The sequence below is a fragment of the Novosphingobium sp. PY1 genome, assembly GCF_017312445.1.
Classification (GTDB): Bacteria; Pseudomonadota; Alphaproteobacteria; order Sphingomonadales; family Sphingomonadaceae; genus Novosphingobium.
In genome coordinates this window covers 594963-612639 of record NZ_BLTI01000008.1, presented here as the reverse complement: position 1 = coordinate 612639, position 17677 = coordinate 594963, and the positions used below count along the sequence as shown (strand labels likewise).

General features: G+C 61.8%; 16 protein-coding genes and 1 other RNA gene. 10 read left to right on the top strand and 7 right to left on the bottom strand.

The window, feature by feature from the left end; genetic code table 11:
• The first annotated feature begins 17 nt into the window (after positions 1-17).
• From tig to clpX, 3 genes are all read left to right on the top strand, one after another.
• Positions 18-1667 carry a trigger factor gene (tig, locus tag J3474_RS14245; protein ID WP_207094610.1) on the top strand — a complete coding sequence of 550 codons (1650 nt, stop codon included), beginning with the start codon at positions 18-20 and terminating at the stop codon, positions 1665-1667.
• Positions 1668-1861: 194 nt separating this feature from the next.
• Positions 1862-2530, top strand: a complete 669-nt coding sequence (gene clpP, locus J3474_RS14240; RefSeq protein ID WP_007011620.1) for an ATP-dependent Clp endopeptidase proteolytic subunit ClpP — start codon at positions 1862-1864, stop codon at positions 2528-2530.
• Positions 2531-2663: 133 nt separating this feature from the next.
• The gene (gene clpX, locus J3474_RS14235) at positions 2664-3926 is read left to right on the top strand and encodes an ATP-dependent Clp protease ATP-binding subunit ClpX (protein ID WP_007011619.1); all 1263 of its coding nucleotides are present in this window, start codon (positions 2664-2666) and stop codon (positions 3924-3926) included.
• 81 nt (positions 3927-4007) lie between these two features.
• On the opposite strand, the gene J3474_RS14230 is transcribed toward clpX, so the two are convergent.
• The gene (locus tag J3474_RS14230; RefSeq protein ID WP_148274986.1) at positions 4008-4988 is read right to left on the bottom strand and encodes a cation diffusion facilitator family transporter; all 981 of its coding nucleotides are present in this window, start codon (positions 4986-4988) and stop codon (positions 4008-4010) included.
• Between the two features lie 347 nt (positions 4989-5335).
• On the opposite strand from J3474_RS14230, the gene J3474_RS14225 reads away from it, so the two are divergent.
• Complete coding sequence (locus tag J3474_RS14225; protein ID WP_207094609.1) at positions 5336-7810, top strand: TonB-dependent receptor; 2475 nt, start codon at positions 5336-5338, stop codon at positions 7808-7810.
• 81 nt (positions 7811-7891) lie between these two features.
• Here J3474_RS14225 and mtgA read toward each other — a convergent pair whose 3' ends face one another.
• From mtgA to J3474_RS14210, 3 genes are all read right to left on the bottom strand, one after another.
• Entirely contained in the window at positions 7892-8560 is a 669-nt protein-coding gene (gene mtgA / locus J3474_RS14220) for a monofunctional biosynthetic peptidoglycan transglycosylase (protein WP_376706536.1), read from the bottom strand.
• A 233-nt stretch (positions 8561-8793) separates the two neighbouring features.
• Positions 8794-9705, bottom strand: a complete 912-nt coding sequence (rpoH, locus tag J3474_RS14215) for an RNA polymerase sigma factor RpoH (protein WP_013833071.1) — start codon at positions 9703-9705, stop codon at positions 8794-8796.
• Positions 9706-9794: 89 nt separating this feature from the next.
• On the bottom strand, positions 9795-10751 hold the full coding sequence (locus J3474_RS14210) for an RluA family pseudouridine synthase (RefSeq protein ID WP_207094608.1): 957 nt from the start codon (positions 10749-10751) through the stop codon (positions 9795-9797).
• Between the two features lie 18 nt (positions 10752-10769).
• Between J3474_RS14210 and J3474_RS14205 the strand changes: the two genes are divergently transcribed.
• From J3474_RS14205 to rnpB, 4 genes are all read left to right on the top strand, one after another.
• On the top strand, positions 10770-11165 hold the full coding sequence (locus tag J3474_RS14205; protein ID WP_207094607.1) for a Mov34/MPN/PAD-1 family protein: 396 nt from the start codon (positions 10770-10772) through the stop codon (positions 11163-11165).
• 195 nt (positions 11166-11360) lie between these two features.
• On the top strand, positions 11361-12002 hold the full coding sequence (locus J3474_RS14200) for a histidine phosphotransferase family protein (protein ID WP_013833074.1): 642 nt from the start codon (positions 11361-11363) through the stop codon (positions 12000-12002).
• 35 nt (positions 12003-12037) lie between these two features.
• Complete coding sequence (locus tag J3474_RS14195) at positions 12038-12742, top strand: N-acetylmuramoyl-L-alanine amidase (protein WP_013833075.1); 705 nt, start codon at positions 12038-12040, stop codon at positions 12740-12742.
• Positions 12743-12749: 7 nt separating this feature from the next.
• Positions 12750-13207: RNase P RNA component class A (rnpB, locus tag J3474_RS14190), an RNA gene on the top strand.
• 43 nt (positions 13208-13250) lie between these two features.
• Here the strand turns inward: rnpB and J3474_RS14185 are convergent.
• Positions 13251-14051, bottom strand: a complete 801-nt coding sequence (locus J3474_RS14185; RefSeq protein ID WP_207094800.1) for a metallophosphoesterase — start codon at positions 14049-14051, stop codon at positions 13251-13253.
• A 241-nt stretch (positions 14052-14292) separates the two neighbouring features.
• Here J3474_RS14185 and J3474_RS14180 point away from each other — a divergent pair, with 241 nt between their 5' ends.
• Positions 14293-15051 carry a TorF family putative porin gene (locus J3474_RS14180; protein WP_207094606.1) on the top strand — a complete coding sequence of 253 codons (759 nt, stop codon included), beginning with the start codon at positions 14293-14295 and terminating at the stop codon, positions 15049-15051.
• Positions 15052-15129: 78 nt separating this feature from the next.
• Here J3474_RS14180 and J3474_RS14175 read toward each other — a convergent pair whose 3' ends face one another.
• A complete protein-coding gene (locus tag J3474_RS14175; RefSeq protein ID WP_148275107.1) occupies positions 15130-15780 on the bottom strand; it encodes an SIMPL domain-containing protein in 651 nt (216 codons plus the stop codon).
• A gap of 195 nt (positions 15781-15975) precedes the next feature.
• Here J3474_RS14175 and J3474_RS14170 point away from each other — a divergent pair, with 195 nt between their 5' ends.
• Positions 15976-16410 carry a VOC family protein gene (locus J3474_RS14170; protein WP_013833079.1) on the top strand — a complete coding sequence of 145 codons (435 nt, stop codon included), beginning with the start codon at positions 15976-15978 and terminating at the stop codon, positions 16408-16410.
• A 46-nt stretch (positions 16411-16456) separates the two neighbouring features.
• Here J3474_RS14170 and nhaA read toward each other — a convergent pair whose 3' ends face one another.
• Positions 16457-17656 (bottom strand): Na+/H+ antiporter NhaA, encoded by a 1200-nt coding sequence (nhaA, locus tag J3474_RS14165; RefSeq protein WP_051010044.1) that lies wholly within the window; start codon positions 17654-17656, stop codon positions 16457-16459.
• Positions 17657-17677 lie beyond the last annotated feature (21 nt).

Here is a 17677-nt window from a genome sequence, read left to right as displayed (position 1 = left end):
CACAGGAAGGCATCGAAATGCAGATCGTCGAAACCACCAACGAGGGCCTGAAGCGCGCCTACACGGTGACCATCCCCGCCAAGGACATTTCCGCTCGCGTCGAGGGCGAGATCCAGAAGATCGCGCCGCAGGTGCGCATGCCCGGCTTCCGCCCGGGCAAGGTGCCAGCGAACCTCGTCAAGAAGATGCACGGCGAGGCGATTCACCGCGAAGCGCTCAACACCACCATTCGCGAAGCGATGGACAAGCTCGTCGCCGACAATTCGCTGCGCCCGGCCATGAACCCGGACGTCGCGCTGGGCGAAGGCTATGAGCAGGGCAAGGACGCCGAGCTCACCGTCAGCCTCGAAGTTCTCCCGGTCATCGAGGCTCCTGCGATCGACGGCCTGAAGCTCGAAAAGCTGATCGTTCCGGTTGCCGAATCGGCGATCGATGAAGCGGTGGAGCGGATCGCCTCGCAGCAGCAGCGCTTTGAGACCAGGGACGGCGCGGCCGAAGACGGCGACCAGGTGATCATCGATTTCACCGGCAAGCTCGACGGCGTCGAATTCGAGGGCGGCAAGGCCGAGAAGGCCCCGCTGGTGATCGGCTCGGGCCGCTTCATCCCCGGCTTCGAAGAGCAGCTCGTCGGCATCAAGGCCGGCGACGAGCGCACCATCACCGTGACTTTCCCCGAGGACTACCAGGCCGAAAACCTGAAGGGCAAGGAAACCACCTTCGACATCGTCGCCCACGAGGTGAAGGCTCCGGCCGAAACCAAGATCGACGACGATTTCGCCAAGGAACTGGGTCTTGAGGGTCTCGACCAGCTCAAGGAACTGCTGAAGGGCCAGCTCGAGCAGGAAACTGCCGGCCTGACCCGTACCGCGATGAAGCGCTCGCTGCTCGACCAGCTTGCCGCCGGCCACGACTTCGACGTGCCGCCGACGATGGTCGAAGCCGAGTTCAGCCAGATCTGGCAGCAGCTGACCCACGAAGCCAGCCACGAGGAAGATCCCGAGGCTGCGCTGAAGGAAATCGAAGCCGAGAAGGACGACTACCGCAAGATCGCCGAGCGCCGCGTGCGCCTGGGCCTGCTCCTGTCGGAAATCGGCCAGACCAACGGCGTCGAGGTTTCGCAGCAGGAAATGTCGATGCTGGTTTCGCAGGCGGCGCAGCAGTACCGCCCCGAAGACCGTCAGCGCTTCATGGAATACGTCGCCAACGACCCGATGATGGCCGCCCAGCTGCGTGCGCCCCTCTACGAGGACAAGGTCGTCGACTTCCTGATCGAGAAGGCCGAAGTCACCGAGCGTGAAGTGACCCGCGACGAACTGCAGGCCGCCATCGAAGCCGACACCGACGAAGCGAGCGCCAAGAAGCCGGCTGCGAAGAAGGCTCCGGCGAAGAAGGCTGCCGCCAAGAAGGCCGACGTCGCCGCCGATGAGGGCGATGCCGAGGAGCCTGCCGCGAAGAAGGCTCCGGCGAAGAAGGCTGCCGCCAAGAAGGCGGACGACGCCGACGCGGACGAAGCCGAAAAGCCGGCTGCCAAGAAGGCTCCGGCGAAGAAGGCCGCTGTCAAGAAGGCCGACGATGCCGACGCGGAAGGCGAAGCCAAGCCTGCCGCCAAGAAGCCGGCTGCCAAGAAGGCCCCGGCCAAGAAGGCTGCCGCGAAGACCGAAGACTGATCCCGGTCAGTGCTTTTGCGATCGACGGCCCGGTGTGCTCAGGCACGCCGGGCCGTTGTCGCATCCCGGTCCCTGCCGGATTCGAGGTATCCGTGACACGATTGTCCCATTCCGGATGTCGATTGATCGGTTAATCCCCTTGAACATCGGCAAACGGCACGCGACATAGACGGTCCAACCAGAAGAGGACTCCCATGCTCGACCTGTTTGGCGCCTCGGGCGCCCAAGGAAAGTTCACCACCGATCCCGTGACCGGCGCCCTGGTGCCCATGGTCGTCGAGCAGACCAGTCGCGGTGAACGCAGCTTCGACATCTACTCGCGCCTGCTGCGTGAGCGCATCGTCTTCGTGACCGGCGAGGTCGAGGACCACATGGCTTCGCTCATCGTCGCTCAGCTGCTGTTCCTGGAATCGGAAAATCCCTCCAAGGATATCTCGATGTACATCAACTCGCCGGGCGGTGTTGTCACGGCGGGCATGGCGATTCATGACACCATGCAGTACATCAAGCCGCGCGTATCGACCGTGTGCATCGGTCAGGCCGCATCGATGGGCAGCTTCCTGCTCGCCGCCGGGGAGCCGGGCATGCGCATCGCGCTGCCCAATGCCCGCATCATGGTGCACCAGCCCTCGGGCGGCGCGCGCGGCATGGCATCCGACATCGAGATCCAGGCGCGCGAAATCCTGCGCATGCGCAAGCGGCTGAACGATCTCTACGTGAAGTACACCGGCAAGTCGCTCGACGAAATCGAGCAGGCGATGGACCGCGATACCTTCCTCGAAGCCGAGGAAGCGCTGGCCTTCGGTCTGGTCGACAAGGTCTTCGAAACACGGCCCGATGCCGAGAAACAGACCGAAGGATGACGATAAGGGCTGATTGGCAATACGCGGTGTTAGCCATTTAGCCAGTCTCAACGAATTCGGCCTAGGATTGCAAAACCGGCCCCCCGCAGAGTAGACTAATCGAGTCGCCTCAAACGGGGGCCAAAGACGGAAAATGACGAAATTGAGCGGATCTGACGCGAAAAGCACCCTTTACTGCAGCTTCTGCGGCAAGTCGCAGCACGAAGTGCGCAAGCTGATCGCGGGACCCACGGTCTTTATCTGTGACGAATGCGTCGAGCTTTGCAACGACATCATTCGTGAGGAAACCAAGGCCGGGATCGCGGGCAAGAAGGACGGCGGCGTGCCGTCTCCCCGCGAAATCTGCGAGACGCTTAACGACTATGTGATCGGCCAGGACCGCGCGAAGCGCGTGCTGTCGGTAGCGGTGCACAACCACTACAAGCGCCTCAAGCACAGCGGCAAGCAGGGCGACGTCGAACTTTCGAAGTCGAACATCCTGCTCGTCGGCCCGACCGGTTCGGGCAAGACGCTGCTGGCGCAGACCCTGGCGAAAACTTTCGACGTGCCCTTCACGATGGCCGACGCCACCACGCTGACCGAAGCCGGTTACGTGGGCGAGGACGTCGAGAACATCATCCTCAAGCTGCTCCAGGCATCCGACTACAATGTCGAGAAGGCGCAGCATGGCATCGTCTACATCGACGAGATCGACAAGATCAGCCGCAAGGCCGAGAACCCGTCGATCACGCGCGACGTCTCGGGCGAGGGCGTGCAGCAGGCGCTGCTCAAGCTGATGGAAGGCACCACCGCTTCGGTTCCGCCGCAGGGCGGCCGCAAGCACCCGCAGCAGGAATTCCTGCAGGTGGACACGACCAATATCCTGTTCATCTGTGGCGGCGCCTTCGCGGGTCTCGAAAAGATCATCGCCGACCGCCTGCAGAAGCGTTCGATCGGCTTCGGCGCCCATGTCGCCGATCCCGACAAACGCCGCGTGGGCGAGCTCCTGCAGAAGTCGGAGCCGGAAGATCTGCTCAAGTTCGGCCTGATCCCCGAATTCGTCGGCCGCCTGCCGGTCATCGCGACGCTGGAAGATCTCGATATCGCCGCGCTCGTGAAGATCCTCAAGGAGCCGAAGAACGCGCTGATCAAGCAGTACCGCAAGCTCTTCGAGCTTGAGGACGTCGAGCTGACCTTCACCGACGAGGCGCTTGAGGCGATTGCCCAGAAGGCGATCGACCGCAAGACCGGTGCGCGTGGCCTTCGCTCGATCGTCGAGGGCCTCTTGCTCGACACCATGTACGACCTGCCGACCGAGACCGACATCGCCGAAGTAGTGGTCGACAAGGAAGTGGTCGACGGTCGCAAGGAACCGGTTCGCGTGCTCAAGGGCGACAAGGCCGAAGCCGCCGCCTGAGACTTAAGCGCTGACAGACTGCAAAAAGGCCGTCCGCAGTGATGCGGGCGGCCTTTTTGCATCAGGGCGCCGCGTTTAAGGTCAGATGACCTTTTCGCTTTCAAGCGCACAGGGTGCATCGGGATCGGTCTCGACCTGCAGTGTCGGGTGGCCGATGCTGAATTCGCGTTCGAGGTCGTGAGCCAGTTGACGCAGGAAAGCGCCTTCCCGGCTGATGCCGGGCATGACGAGGTGGGCGGTGAGCGCAGTTTCGGTCGTGCTCATCGGCCAGATGTGAAGGTCGTGGACCCGCATGACGCCGGGCTGCTTTTCAAGGAAGGCGCGCACTTTCGCCACGTCGATGTGGTCTGGTACGGCCAGCATGCCCATGCGCAGCGAATCGCGCAGCAGGCCCCAGCTTGACCAGGCAATGACGGCAGTGATGAGCAGGGAAGTGATCGGGTCGATCACCGCCGCGCCGGTCCAGTAGATCGCCAGCCCCGCCAGCACGACACCGGCGGAAACCGCCGCGTCCGCCATGAGATGAACAAAGGCGGCGCGCAGGTTGAGGTCGCTCTTGCTGCCTTTCGCGAAGAGCAGGGCGGACAGCGCGTTCACCGCAATGCCGATGGCGGCCACCACGATCATGGTCATCCCGGCCACCGGCGCAGGATCGCTGAAGCGCTGGATCGTCTCGACGAGGATCGCGCCGATGGCGACCCACAGGAGCGCGGCATTGGCGATCGACGCGAGGATCGATGAGCTTTTCAAGCCATAGGTGAAACGGTCCGAGGGTGGCCGCGCGGCCAGTACGCTTGCGGCCCATGCCAGCATCAGCGACAGGACATCCGAAAGGTTGTGCCCGGCGTCGGCCAGCAATGCCATCGAGCCGCTGATCAGGCCGGCGACGACTTCGGCAATGACAAAGCCGATGTTGAGCGCGACTGCGATGGCGAAGGCCTTGCTCGCATTGCCCGGCGGCGGTGGGGCATGATGGTGGTGCCCGTGGCTGTGACCATGGGAATGATCATGCCCGTGATGATGTCCGCTGCCCATGCGCCACTCCATCGCACGGCGGCGCATGCCCCAGCAAGCTATGAAGTATCATCACATGTCATTCTTTCTGAAAGGAAAAATGGGTGTGTCGATGATCGTCCGGTCGACGCGTGACATTTATGCCGCATAGCAATATTGAAGTCTCTTAATTAAGTTGTTGAATTAATGCGATATTACAGATTTCTGGCAATATTGCGTCTGAGGGGAATTTTGAAAATTACGCCATTGAGATCTAAAAGGAATCCATGGCGTCAGAAAGTTGTCATGTGCGAGTGCTCTTAGCGGCTGCAGCAAATCCGACGCGGTTCTCTCCCACCGCAAATTTGCTTCCGCTCGTTTCGCTGCAACCCGATCTGACAATTCAGGGGTCCCCCATGAAGTTCCAAACCGCTTTGAACACCGCGACCAGCATGCTGGCCGTGGGAGCCGCTTTCCTTTCCGTTCCGGCGTTTGCCCAGTCGACCGGCTCGGTCGATTTCGAGGACGACACCATCATCGTCACCGGACGGATCGACCGTTCGGTTGCCGGCGTCGAACTGCCCGACACGCCCAAGGCCAAGCAGGTATTGACCCAGGAGTTCATCAGCCGCGGCACACCTGGCCAGACGATCAACGAGACGATCAACCTGATCCCGGGCGTCAATTTCCAGAACTACGACGGCTTCGGTTCCTCCGGCGGCAACCTGATGATCCGCGGCTTCGACGATACCCGCATTTCGCAGACCTTCGATGGTATCCCGGCCAACGACACCGGCAACTACGCGCTCTACACCAACCAGAACCTCGATCCGGAACTGATCGAGCAGGTCAACGTCAACCTCGGCACGACCGATGTCGACTCGCCAACGGCATCGGCCACCGGTTCGACCGTCAACTACCGTTCGCTGACGCCCACGCACGAGTTCGGCGCGCGGATGGTCGGCACGGTCGGTGACCAGAGCAAGATGCGCATCTTCGGCATGATCAACACCGGAGACCTCAACGACTCCGGAACCCGCGCCTACTTCGCCGCTTCGCGTGACACTTATGACGCCCTTTTCGGCGGTTTCGGCGAGATCAAGAAGACGCAGTTCAACGCCAAGATCTACCAGCCGCTCGGCGACAACGGCGACTTCATCGCCGTGTCCGGACATCTCAACAACAACCGCAACAACATGTCCTCCGACTGGAAGCTGACGACCACGGACGGCATTCCGCTCACCAAGTCCGAGCGTGACGACTATGTGGTGGAGCGCTGCACGATTCCGGCGGGGATTGGCGGTGTGGAGGACGTCGCGGACAAGTACGGTTGCGGATCGCTTTGGGAATATCGCTACAACCCGTCGAAGACCGGCAATATCCGCATCAATTCGCGTTTCACCCTGAGCGATAGCCTGGTTCTGACCGTCGACCCGTACTTCCAGTACACTTCGGCCAACGGCGGCGGCACGAGCGTCGGCTACGAGGGTACCTTCAGCGACACGATCACCAGCGGCTATATCGGCGGCAGCCCCTACTTCGGCGGAGTAGACCTGAACGGCGATGGCGATACGCGCGACTCGGTCCTCGTTTCGACGCCGAGCCAGACCGTTACCAACCGCATCGGTGTCATCGCTTCGCTGCGCTACGACCTGGGCGACAACAACCGCGTCCGCCTGGCCTATACTTACGATCGCGGCCGTCATCGCCAGACCGGTGAGGTCGGCTTCCTCAAGGCCAATGGCCTTGCCGAGCATTACTTCAACAACAAGAATCCGCTGATGGACGCTGCCGGAAACGTCCTGGAGAAGCGCGATCGCCTGTCCTATGCGATTCTCAATCAGGTCTCCGGTGAGTATGCCGGCGACTTCGCGAACGACTCGCTGCATGTCGTGGCCGGTGTGCGCGTGCCGTTCTTCCGCCGTAACCTGACGCAGAACTGCCTGACCACGAGCTCTTCTGGATACGTTGACTGCTTTGCCACCAACAGCGCCGACGAAGCGACCCGCGCTGCCGAAAATCCTGGCTACGGCGCGCCGGACAACCGTGTCTTCAACTACAACCGCGTGCTGCCTACGGCAGGTTTCACGTACGATTTCACGCCTGAAGCCAGCCTCTACTTCAACTACTCGAAGGGCGTGCAGGTCCCCGGCACCGACAATCTCTACAATTCCTTCTACTACGCACCCGGCACCGAGGGGGCTCGTTCGGCCAAGCCGGAAACCTCCGACAACTTCGACCTTGGCCTGCGTTTTCGCAGCGGCATGATCCAGGGTTCGTTCGGTGGCTGGTACACGATCTTCGCCAACCGTCTTTCCTCGGCCTACAATCCGGAAACGGACCGCACGACTTATACCAACCTCGGTACGGTCGACCGCTACGGCCTCGACGGTACGCTCGCCGTCAGCCCGGACAGCCACTTCAAGGCCTATGTCTTCGCGTCATACCTGTGGTCGAAGATCCGCGACGACGTGCAGACCGGGACGGACAGCTTTGCCGAGACCTCGGGGAACATGGAAGGCGGCGTGCCGAAGTACACCTTCGGTGGCCGTGTCGAAGGCAATGCCGGTCCGGTCTCGATCGGCGTTGAAGCCAAGCGCACCGGTTCGCGCTACTACAACAGCCTGAACACGCCTGCCCTCAACAAGGCCGGGGATCAGATCTGGGCGGCCAAGGTTCCTGGCTATACCGTGGTCAATCTCGACGCGCGCCTCGACCTTGGCTTCCTGGGCATGGGCGACAAGACCTACCTGCAGGCCAACGTCACCAACCTGTTCGACGAATTCTACTACGGCTCGTTCGATGACGCTGGCGTCAGCGATACGGCGACGACTTACGCCTATCTCGGTGCACCGCGCACGTTCTCGGCCTCGATCAACTTCCAGTTCTGATCGCAGCCGACGAAAGACCGGAACCTGCGAGGGGAGGGGACTGCGGTTCCCTCCCCTTTCCTGTGCGTGATCGCCAGCGGCTTACTGGTAGACGCAGGCGTCGTAGCCGTCGCGCTTTACGGTGCCGATGCGCGCGGCGATCGTGTTGCCGTAGCGGCGGGTGAATCCCGAGGGGCTCTTCACCGCGCGGGTCTTGGGGCTGGGCAGGGCAGCGGCTATGCGCGCGGCTTCGGTCGGGGTCAGATTCGCTGCTGGCTTGCCGAAATAGCGCTGCGCGCCTGCCTCGACGCCGTAAGTGCCGATGCCGGTTTCGGCGACATTGAGATAGACTTCCATGATCCGCCGCTTGTCCCATAGGTTCTCGATCAGGAAGGTGAACCAGACTTCCAGGCCCTTGCGCAGGTATCGGGTCCAACCTTCGCCCTGCCAGAGAAACACGTTCTTGGCGGTCTGCTGGCTGATCGTCGACCCGCCACGCAGGCGGCCGCCCCGGGCGTTGCGCTCCAACGCCTTCTCGATCGCCTCGGTGTCAAAGCCGCTGTGGCTGCAGAACTTGCCATCCTCGGCGGCGACGACGGCTGCAACCATGTTCCGGTCTATCCGGCTCAGCGGCTCCCAGTCCTTGGTGATGCCATTGCCGTCCAGCACCATGGTCACAGTGACCGGCGGTGGTACGAAACGATAGAGGACTGTGAGCCCCACGCTGATGGCGACGAACCAGACGACGGTTTTGGCAAGGATGCGCAGCAAGGGGGCAAGGCTCCGGAAAACAGGGTGGTGGCCGCTGGCGAATGCGTCGCGGCCCCGGTGATCTACTAGCGATCTTGTGGCGGCCGGAAAAGCGCCCCGCTGGACAGGCATTCGGCGCGGCAGAAAGGGCGCCAATCAAAAAGGCCGGGCCGACCCCCAACGGGTTGGCCCGGCCTCTTGTCCGGTTCGCGGTTGGCCTGATCCCAGGCCGCCTGCGATCAGCCCGCTTGCGTTCAGGTGGCCGGCATCAGGCGCTTTTCGCCAGCGATGCGGTTCATCGCCTTCTGCAGCTTTTCGAAGGCGCGCACCTCGATCTGGCGCACGCGCTCGCGGCTGACGTGATAGACCTGGCTCAGTTCCTCGAGCGTCTTGGGATCGTCCGTCAGGCGACGTTCGGTGAGAATGTCGCGTTCGCGGTCGTTGAGCGAGTCCATGGCCTCGACCAGCATGTCGTGGCGGACGGAGGCTTCCTCGGCGTCGGCAACGGTTTCGTCCTGCAGCGGGCGGTCATCCGCGAGGATGTCCATCCACTGGCCTTCGCCTTCCTCGCGCAGCGAGACGTTGAGCGAGGCATCGCCGCCCATCATCATGCGCCGGTTCATGTTCACCACTTCGGTTTCCGAGACGCCCAGCGTCGTCGCGATCTTGGCGACGTCGTCCGGGTGCAGGTCGGTATCCTCGTAGGCGTCGAGGTTCTTCTTCATGCGGCGCAGGTTGAAGAACAGCTTCTTCTGCGCGGCGGTGGTGCCCATTTTCACGAGGCTCCACGAGCGCAGGATGAACTCCTGGATCGAGGCCTTGATCCACCACATCGCGTAAGTCGCGAGGCGGAAGCCCCGATCGGGTTCGAATTTCTTCACGCCCTGCATCAGGCCGATATTCCCCTCGGAAATCAGCTCCGAAACGGGAAGGCCATAGCCGCGGTAGCCCATCGCGATCTTCGCGACGAGTCGCAGGTGGCTGGTTACCAGTTGTGCTGCAGCCTCCGGATCCTCATGTTCCTTGTAGCGCTTCGCGAGCATGTATTCCTGCTCGGCCGAAAGCACCGGGAACTTGCGAATCTCGCTCATGTAGCGGTTGAGGCTCTGCTCACCGCCGAGAGTCGGCACAGCCGGGAGATTGCGTTCGTTGTTGCTCACGTTCATCCGTCCTTTCCGGTCGGCCATCGGTCAAAGACCCTTGCTAGGCGTCTTAGCTTGTGGCCACCTGTTCATGATAGCACATAAATCCGATTTCAGTTTTGCAATTCATCAATGAGTGCCGCCATATCGGCGGGGACTGGGCTGACGAAGTGCACCTTCTCCTTCTTAACGGGATGGATGAAGCCAAGTTCCGCGGCGTGAAGCGCCTGGCGGGAAAATTGGAGCCTCTGGAGAATCGGGCGAAGCGCTGAAGGTGTACGTCCATAGACAGGATCACCTAATAGCGGATGGCCGATTGACGACATGTGAACGCGGACCTGGTGGGTTCGTCCGGTCTCGAGGCGGCACTCGACAAGCGAGGCGTTCCTCAGCCTTTCGATGGTGCGGTAATGCGTCACCGCGTGCTTCCCGCGGCCTTCCTCGACAATCGCCATCTTCTTGCGATTCGAACTGGATCGACCGATTGCGCCGGTCACGGTGCCGGTGATCGGAAGCGGGTGCCCACCGACAATCGCCTTGTAAGCCCGCTCGATCGAGTGGTCGGCAAACTGCGCGGCCAGACCTTCGTGGGCCCTGTCGGTCTTGGCGACGACAAGGAGGCCGGAGGTGTCCTTGTCGATTCGGTGAACGATGCCGGGACGCGCGACGCCGCCGATTCCCGAAAGCTGGCCGCGGCAGTGGTGGAGCAGGGCGTTGACCAGCGTTCCGTCGAGATTGCCGGCTGCCGGATGAACGACGAGCCCGGCCGGCTTGTCGATGACGATGAGGTACTCGTCCTCGAACACGACATTGAGCGGGATGTCCTGCGCAACGGCTTCGGCGGGCACCGCTGCGGGCACGCGAATCGCAAAGGGCGTGCCTTCGCTCACCTTGAGCGAGGCTTGCGTCGCGGATTTTCCGTCCAGCGTTACGCGGCCATCGCCCAGCAGCGCCTTGACCCGCTCACGCGAGAGGCCGCTCGCTTCGGCCAGCGTCTTGTCCAGCCTCCCGCCGCCCGGGCCGATGCAGCCCTCGATCAGATCTTCAGTGATGTTGGAACTGGCCCCCATTGTGGCTAGGATTTGGGGATGGTCGTCGAAGTGACAAGTGCCGTTCTGGCAAGATTGCTCGAAGAAGCGCAAAAGGCGGCTCCGTGTGAATGTTGCGGGGTGCTGATGGGGCAGGGAACGCGCATAGATGAGGTGCGCGCAGCCGCCAATCTGGCGCCCGAGCCCGAGCGCCGGTTCGAGATCGATCCTCTGGTCCTGCTCGCCTCGCACAAGGAAGCGCGCGCGGGCGGCAGGCAGGTCGTGGGCTATTACCATTCGCATCCGGTCGGTCATCCGGTTCCCTCGGCAACCGACTGTGAACACGCTTCGGGCGACCGGCGGGTCTGGGCAATCGTTGCCGGAGAGCAAGTTGCTCTCTGGATGGACGCCGCTGAAGGCTTCGAGAGGATAGAAATGCGCGTTACCGAAGCTTGAAGCGGGGCATTTCGAAGAAATCCACCGGCATTCGGAACGGTCGAACGGAATTCGTCGGCCACGCCGGTTGCTTTCTGGCGCCAGAGCGGGAAAGGTCCCCCGCAAACGGGATGGTGATTGCGCGGGCGGCGATGGTCGCCGACCTGCAGGCAATTGCCTGAAACCCGGACTGAAAAAAACGAGAGCCTTTGATTGATGACCATCAGTCCCGTCGAACTTGCCAGCCTCCTGTGTTCGCGCCTTTGCCATGACATGCTCAGCCCGGTCGGTGCCCTGACCAACGGCCTTGAGCTGCTGGCGGACGAGAAGGACCCGGAGATGCGCCAGCGCTGCTTCGAGCTGCTCGACCAGAGCGCGCGCGTATCGGCCGACAAGCTCAAGTTCTTCCGCCTTGCTTTCGGCGCCGCCGGCGGCTTCGGTGAAATGATTCCGGTGAACGAGGCGCGGGCCCTGATCGATGCACTGGTTGCCAGCAATGCGCGTATCTCGGTCAACTGGGCCTTGGCCAGCGATGTCATGCCCAAGCCCGCGATCAAGACCCTGCTGAATTTCGGGCTGATTGGCATTGAGGCCCTGCCCCGCGGCGGTACCATCGACTTCGCTGCGGAGTTGCGCGACGGTGCCAGCGAGATCGTGGTACGTTCCGCCGGTCCGCGGATCGCCTTCGACCGTGATATCGGCCGCGCGCTGGAAGGCTCACTGCCGGAAGGCGAACTGTCGAGCCGGACCGCCCCGGCGGCGATGCTGCACCAACTGGCGCAGGATGCCGGGGGCGGGCTGCAGTTTGCCCTCGCTGAAGATGCGCTGGTACTCGGCGCGGTTCTTCCGGGGGCCTGAAGGATCGCAGGTATCGCTCAGATGGGAGCCCGACGATGAATCGATGGTTGGTCAATCACGTCGTCGCGTCTCCCAACTGCAACATGCGCAAACGGCCGATCTCGATGGTCGTGCTGCATTACACCGGCATGAAGTCTGCGCAGGAAGCGCTGGAGCGGATGTGCGATCCGCAGGCCGAGGTTTCCGCTCACTACATGATCGACGAAGACGGGGTCGTCACCAACCTCGTGCCGGAGGAAAAGCGGGCCTGGCATGCCGGGCGCTCCTATTGGCGCGGCGAGGTTGACGTGAATTCGGCCAGCATCGGGATCGAGCTGGTCAATCCGGGGCATGAATTCGGCTATCGCCCGTTCCCCGAGCCGCAGATGGATGCGCTGCTGCCGCTCCTGGCGGATATCATGGATCGTCACGACATTCCGCGCGCCAACGTAGTCGGTCATTCCGACGTTGCGCCGGCCCGCAAGCAGGACCCGGGCGAGTACTTCGACTGGGTCAGGCTCGGCGAACTAGGCCTCGCGCTCGATATTCCCAAGGCCAAGATGAACCTGTTCTACGATAATCCAGGGGCCTTCTACCTCGCGCTGGAACGGTTCGGTTACGACATCACCGATGGGCGCGCCGCCGTGCGGGCTTTCCAGCGGCGCTGGCGGCCAGAGATCATCGATGGTGAAATCGATGGGGAGATCGGGGGAATCCTGTTCGAACTCTTGTTGGAGCGTGACACCGGTCGTGCTAGGTGACCGCTCGCCGGGGAGCTGGGCAGCCGCGTCCTTCGTCAGGCTCTTGATGGGCAAGGCAAAGGCCGAGGAAAGTCCGGGCTCCACGAAACAAGGGTGGCGGGTAACGCCCGCCGGGCGACTCTCGCGCAGGCGAGGGGAAGCTTAGGGAAAGTGCCACAGAGAGCAGACCGCCGATGCCTCTTCGCGAGGCAGGCAAGGGTGAAAGGGTGCGGTAAAAGCGCACCGCGCTTCCGGTAACGGCAAGCGGCATGGCAAACCCCACCCGGAGCAAGACCGAATAGGGGCTGCTGGCCTTAGGCTTTCGGGCCGACAGGCGGGTCGGTTTCGGACCCAGGCAGCCCGGGTTGGTCGCTGGAGCGGCGCGGCAATGCGTCGCCGAGAGGAATGGCTGCCGCCGCGGCGTAAGGTCCCAGTCTTGGGAGACCACGCCAGGCACAGAACCCGGCTTACAGGCTCCCCGGCAAATGGCTCGCGTCGTTGACGCGAGCCGACTTTTCAGAATGAATGATCAGGCCGCCGCGGCAAAAGTGGAGATGGCGCCGGCTTCGTCTTCGCGTGCCTGGAGAAACCAGCGCTCGGTTCCTTCGATACCGATGGCGGTCAGCGCGCCGAAGACGAAAGCGCCCGTATCGATGCCGATACGGTTGCTGCGCACCTGTGGCTCCTCGGCGATCGTGTGGCCGTGGATGACGAATGCGCCGAAATCGCCATTGTGGCTGAGAAACGGCTCTCTTATCCAGCGGCAATCACGGCCAAGCTGGTGATCGAGCGGCGTTTGCGGCCGGATTCCGGCATGCACGAACAGATAGTCGCCGTTGCGGATCAGTTTGGTGAAGCTGTCGAGAAATTCGATGTCGCCGCGCGGGATCGCCTCGATCATGCGTTGCTGCAGCTCTTCGGGCTTCGCATGGTCGATGAAAGCCTCGTCGATGCCATACGACATGATTGTCTCGCGTCCGCCGTATTTCAAGAAACCGCGCAGGACATCGGCGTTCTCGAGGCTGGCAATCAGCATTTCCTCGTGGTTGCCCTTGATGAATTCCAGGTGGCGGTTTCTCGCCCACTCCCTCGCGCGTGCAACAACCGCTGCGCTGTCTGGCCCGCGGTCGATCAGGTCACCCAGCAGGATCACTGTGGTGTTTGCGCGCGCCTTGGCGGCATCGTCCTGCTCAATGGCACCGATCAGTGAATCGAACAGGTCAATTCGGCCATGGATGTCACCAATGGCATAGATCCGATCTCCTGAATTCAGGCTCGGAATTTGGGCCGCTTTTTGACGTCCCAGCATGGTGCGGATCTTCGTGAACATTCTGGTGAGCGGGTTATAGGCCTCAAGGGATCGACGGACAAGGCAATGTGCCTCGCGTTTCATGCAGTGGCAAAAAATCCACACTTTCTTTCTCGTGTGTTGCTCAATCGAAATTTTTCTTGTGCCATGCGGTGGTGCAGTGCAGCATTGCTGGGCTGGCAAGATCGGTTCCATGAAGAGGACTGACGGCCAAGCGCAGGTGGGACGATGCATTGATAAGAAAGTTAGTGAGGGAATGAACATGCTTACGTCCGTCCGTGGTCTTTTTGCTGCAACACTTTTCGCGGGTGCTGCACTCGCAGCAACTCCTGCATTTGCCGATGACGCCGGTGTCCCTTCGGACATCACCATCTCGGGCAATGCATCGCTGGTTACCGAATACCGCTTCCGCGGCGTTGACCTCTCCGGCGGCGATATTGCCGTTCAGGGCGGTGTCGACATCAGCCACTCGAGCGGCTTCTACGTCGGCACCTGGGGGTCTTCGCTGGACGAGGACACCGTCGGTTACGGTCACACCGAGCTCGACCTTTACGGCGGTTGGTCGGGTGAGATCGCAAGCGGCGTTTCGGGCGACATCGGCGTGCTTTATTACGCTTACCCGAACGCTCCTGCCGGTGACTACGACTACGTCGAATTCTACGGCTCGCTCAGCAAGACTCTCGGCCCCGTGGATGCGACCGTTGGCGTTGCCTACGCTCCGAAGCAGGACTCGCTCGGCGGCACCGACAACTTCTACGTCTACAGCGATCTCGGCGTTGCCGTGCCCAACACGCCGGTCAGCCTCAAGGGACACATTGGCTACACCGACGGTTTCCTGACCTACACCAATGACGGCACCGCCTTCGACTGGTCGATCGGCGCTGAATTCGCGGTCAACAGCAACCTGTCGGTCGGCGTTTCGTACGTCGATGCACAGGGCAACCGCACGACCTTCGGCGACGGTTCCACGTACAATTTCGTCGACGGTGCCGTTGTCGGCTCGCTCTCGGTCTCGTTCTGATCGATAGCTGAACGCGATTGAATTCGCAGGAGGGCCCGCCCGGAGTTTCCGGGCGGGTTTTTCTTCGCCTGCTTCAGGTCACTTCAGATAGAAGTTGACGGTCGTGACGACGCGAACCTTCTTGTAAGGTGTGTCAGAGACGCCATAGCCGCCGGTCTCGCCGTCGCGGGCATCGATCGAGAAGTAACCCTGGGTGGCGTTCTTGATGGAGCCGACCTGCGATCCGCTGTCTTTCGCGAACTGCTCGGCTGCAGCGCGCGCGTCCCTGGTCGCTTCTGCCACCATTTCAGGTTTGATGTCGTTAAGCCTGGTGAAGGCATAGGACATGCCTGAACCTTCCTCGAGCACCACGCCGCGGCGAACCAGCTCGAATTGCTTCCTTACCGCATCCTGCGCACGCTTGATGTCCGTGCTGCGCAAGGTCATGCGCTGGCGCACCGTGAAAGTCGGTACGCCATTGTCCTTGTACTGCGATACGTTGACGCCAGTCGGCTGCAGGGCGTCTGCCGGGAAGCCGAGTTCGCGAAAGAAGCTGCGGATCTGCGCTGTATCGCGATCGACGCTGCCCTGCGCCTCCGACAGGTTCCCGGCGCTGGCCGAATAGGCGATCGTCCACGTTGCGAGGTCTGCAGTCACGTCCCGTTCTGCCAGGCCGCGCACCGTAACCGACCTGTCTGCATGCTGGGCGCGTTTGAGGCCGTCGCCCAGACCGAAGCCGCCGACGATCATGCCGATCGCCAGAACGGTGGAACTGGCCAGCCATCGTTTCGTTGTGTCCTGGGCGAAGAACCCGGTGGAGCGTTTAGCATTTTCTGGGCTAAGATCAGGCATCGCAGGTCTCCCTCTTGGGCCTGCATTCATGCCGATGAACGGCTTTATCTGCGATGAACCGTTCTGTTCTATCGACGAAATGAAGGATTTTTCGTGCTCAGATATCTCCACACAATGGTCCGTGTCAGCGATCCCGACGCCACTCTGCGCTTTTTCGAGCTGATCGGATTGAAGGAGACCCGCCGCTTCTCCAGCGATCAGGGGCGCTTCACGCTGATCTACCTAGCTGCACCGGGTCAGGAGGAAGCTGAGGTTGAATTGACATACAATTGGCCAGCGGAAGACGGATCCCGAGAAGAATACACCGGAGGACGAAATTTCGGCCATCTCGCCTTTGCAGTCGATGATATCTACGAAACCTGCCAGCGGCTCATGGATGCCGGCGTTACGATCAACCGTCCGCCGCGCGACGGACACATGGCATTTGTGCGCACGCCGGACGGGATCTCGATAGAACTCCTGCAAGGCGATGGGCGCCTCGAGCCCACCGAGCCTTGGGTGAGCATGCCGAACGTCGGTAGTTGGTAGGATTCCGGAATGCGGTGCCGGCCGCCTTCGGGCCGGCACCGGAATTTCAGGATGCGCTCGGCGTCGGCGATTTGGCGAAGCGCAGGATCGCATACCCCAGCAGAGAGGAGAAGAGCGAACCGACAAGAACACCCAGTTTCGCTTCTTCGATGAGGAGCGGGTATCTTGGAAAGGCGAGTGCGCCGATAAACAGGCTCATTGTAAAGCCGATCCCGCACAGCACCGCCATGCCCCAGAGTTGGACCCATGAGGCGCCGGCCGGTCTCGGGGCAAAGCCGACCTTGTCCGAGACGACGATCGCCGAGAAGATGCCGATCTGCTTGCCCAGAAACAGACCGAGGGCAACGCCCAGCGGAACGGGGTCAAGCAGCCCGTCGAAGCCGATTCCGCTCAAGGCCACACCGGCATTGGCGAATCCGAACAGCGGCACGATCACGTAACTGTTCCATGGAACGAGCGCGTGCTCGAGCCGCAGTAACATGCTGTCGCCTCGATGCAGCGGTTTAAGCGGGATGGTGAAGGCCATGACGACGCCGGCGATCGTGGCGTGAATGCCCGTGTTCAGGACGCAGTACCACAGTCCGAGTCCCAGTATCAGATAGACCCACAAGTGGTGGACACCGCGCCGGTTGGCGAGGATCAGGCCGGCTAGCATGAGCAGCGCGCCCACGCCCCAGATCATCTTGATCTCGGCGGTATAGAACAACGCAATGATGACGACAGCGCCAAGGTCGTCGACGATGGCGACAGTCAGCAGGAACAGGCGAAGCGAGGGCGGGATGCGGTTGCCGAGCAAACCGAGCACGCCTACGGCGAAGGCGATGTCGGTAGCGGCCGGGATGGCCCAGCCACGCTGCATTGGCTGCCCGCTGCCGGCCGTGGCGATATATATGAGGGCAGGGACGAGCATGCCGGCGGCGGCGGCGAGGACCGGAAGCCGTCGCTTGGATGCGCTCGACAGTTCGCCGTCAAGGATCTCGCGCTTGATCTCGAGCCCGACGACGAAGAAGAAAATCGCCATCAGTGCGTCGTTGATCCACAGGTGCAGACTGTCGAGCTTGGCGACCGGCGTCCAGGACAGTTCATGATGGAACAGGTAATGGTAATCATGCGCCAGCGGCGAGTTCGCTGCGACCAGTGCAAGCCCTGCGACGATGATCAGCAGGACGCCTGCAGAGGCTTCACCGCCCATTAACTTTGTGAAAGCGCGCGCCAAATTGTTGGCGAAGTGTCGTTTCAGGCTCATAATTCTGTTTCAGTCAGACTT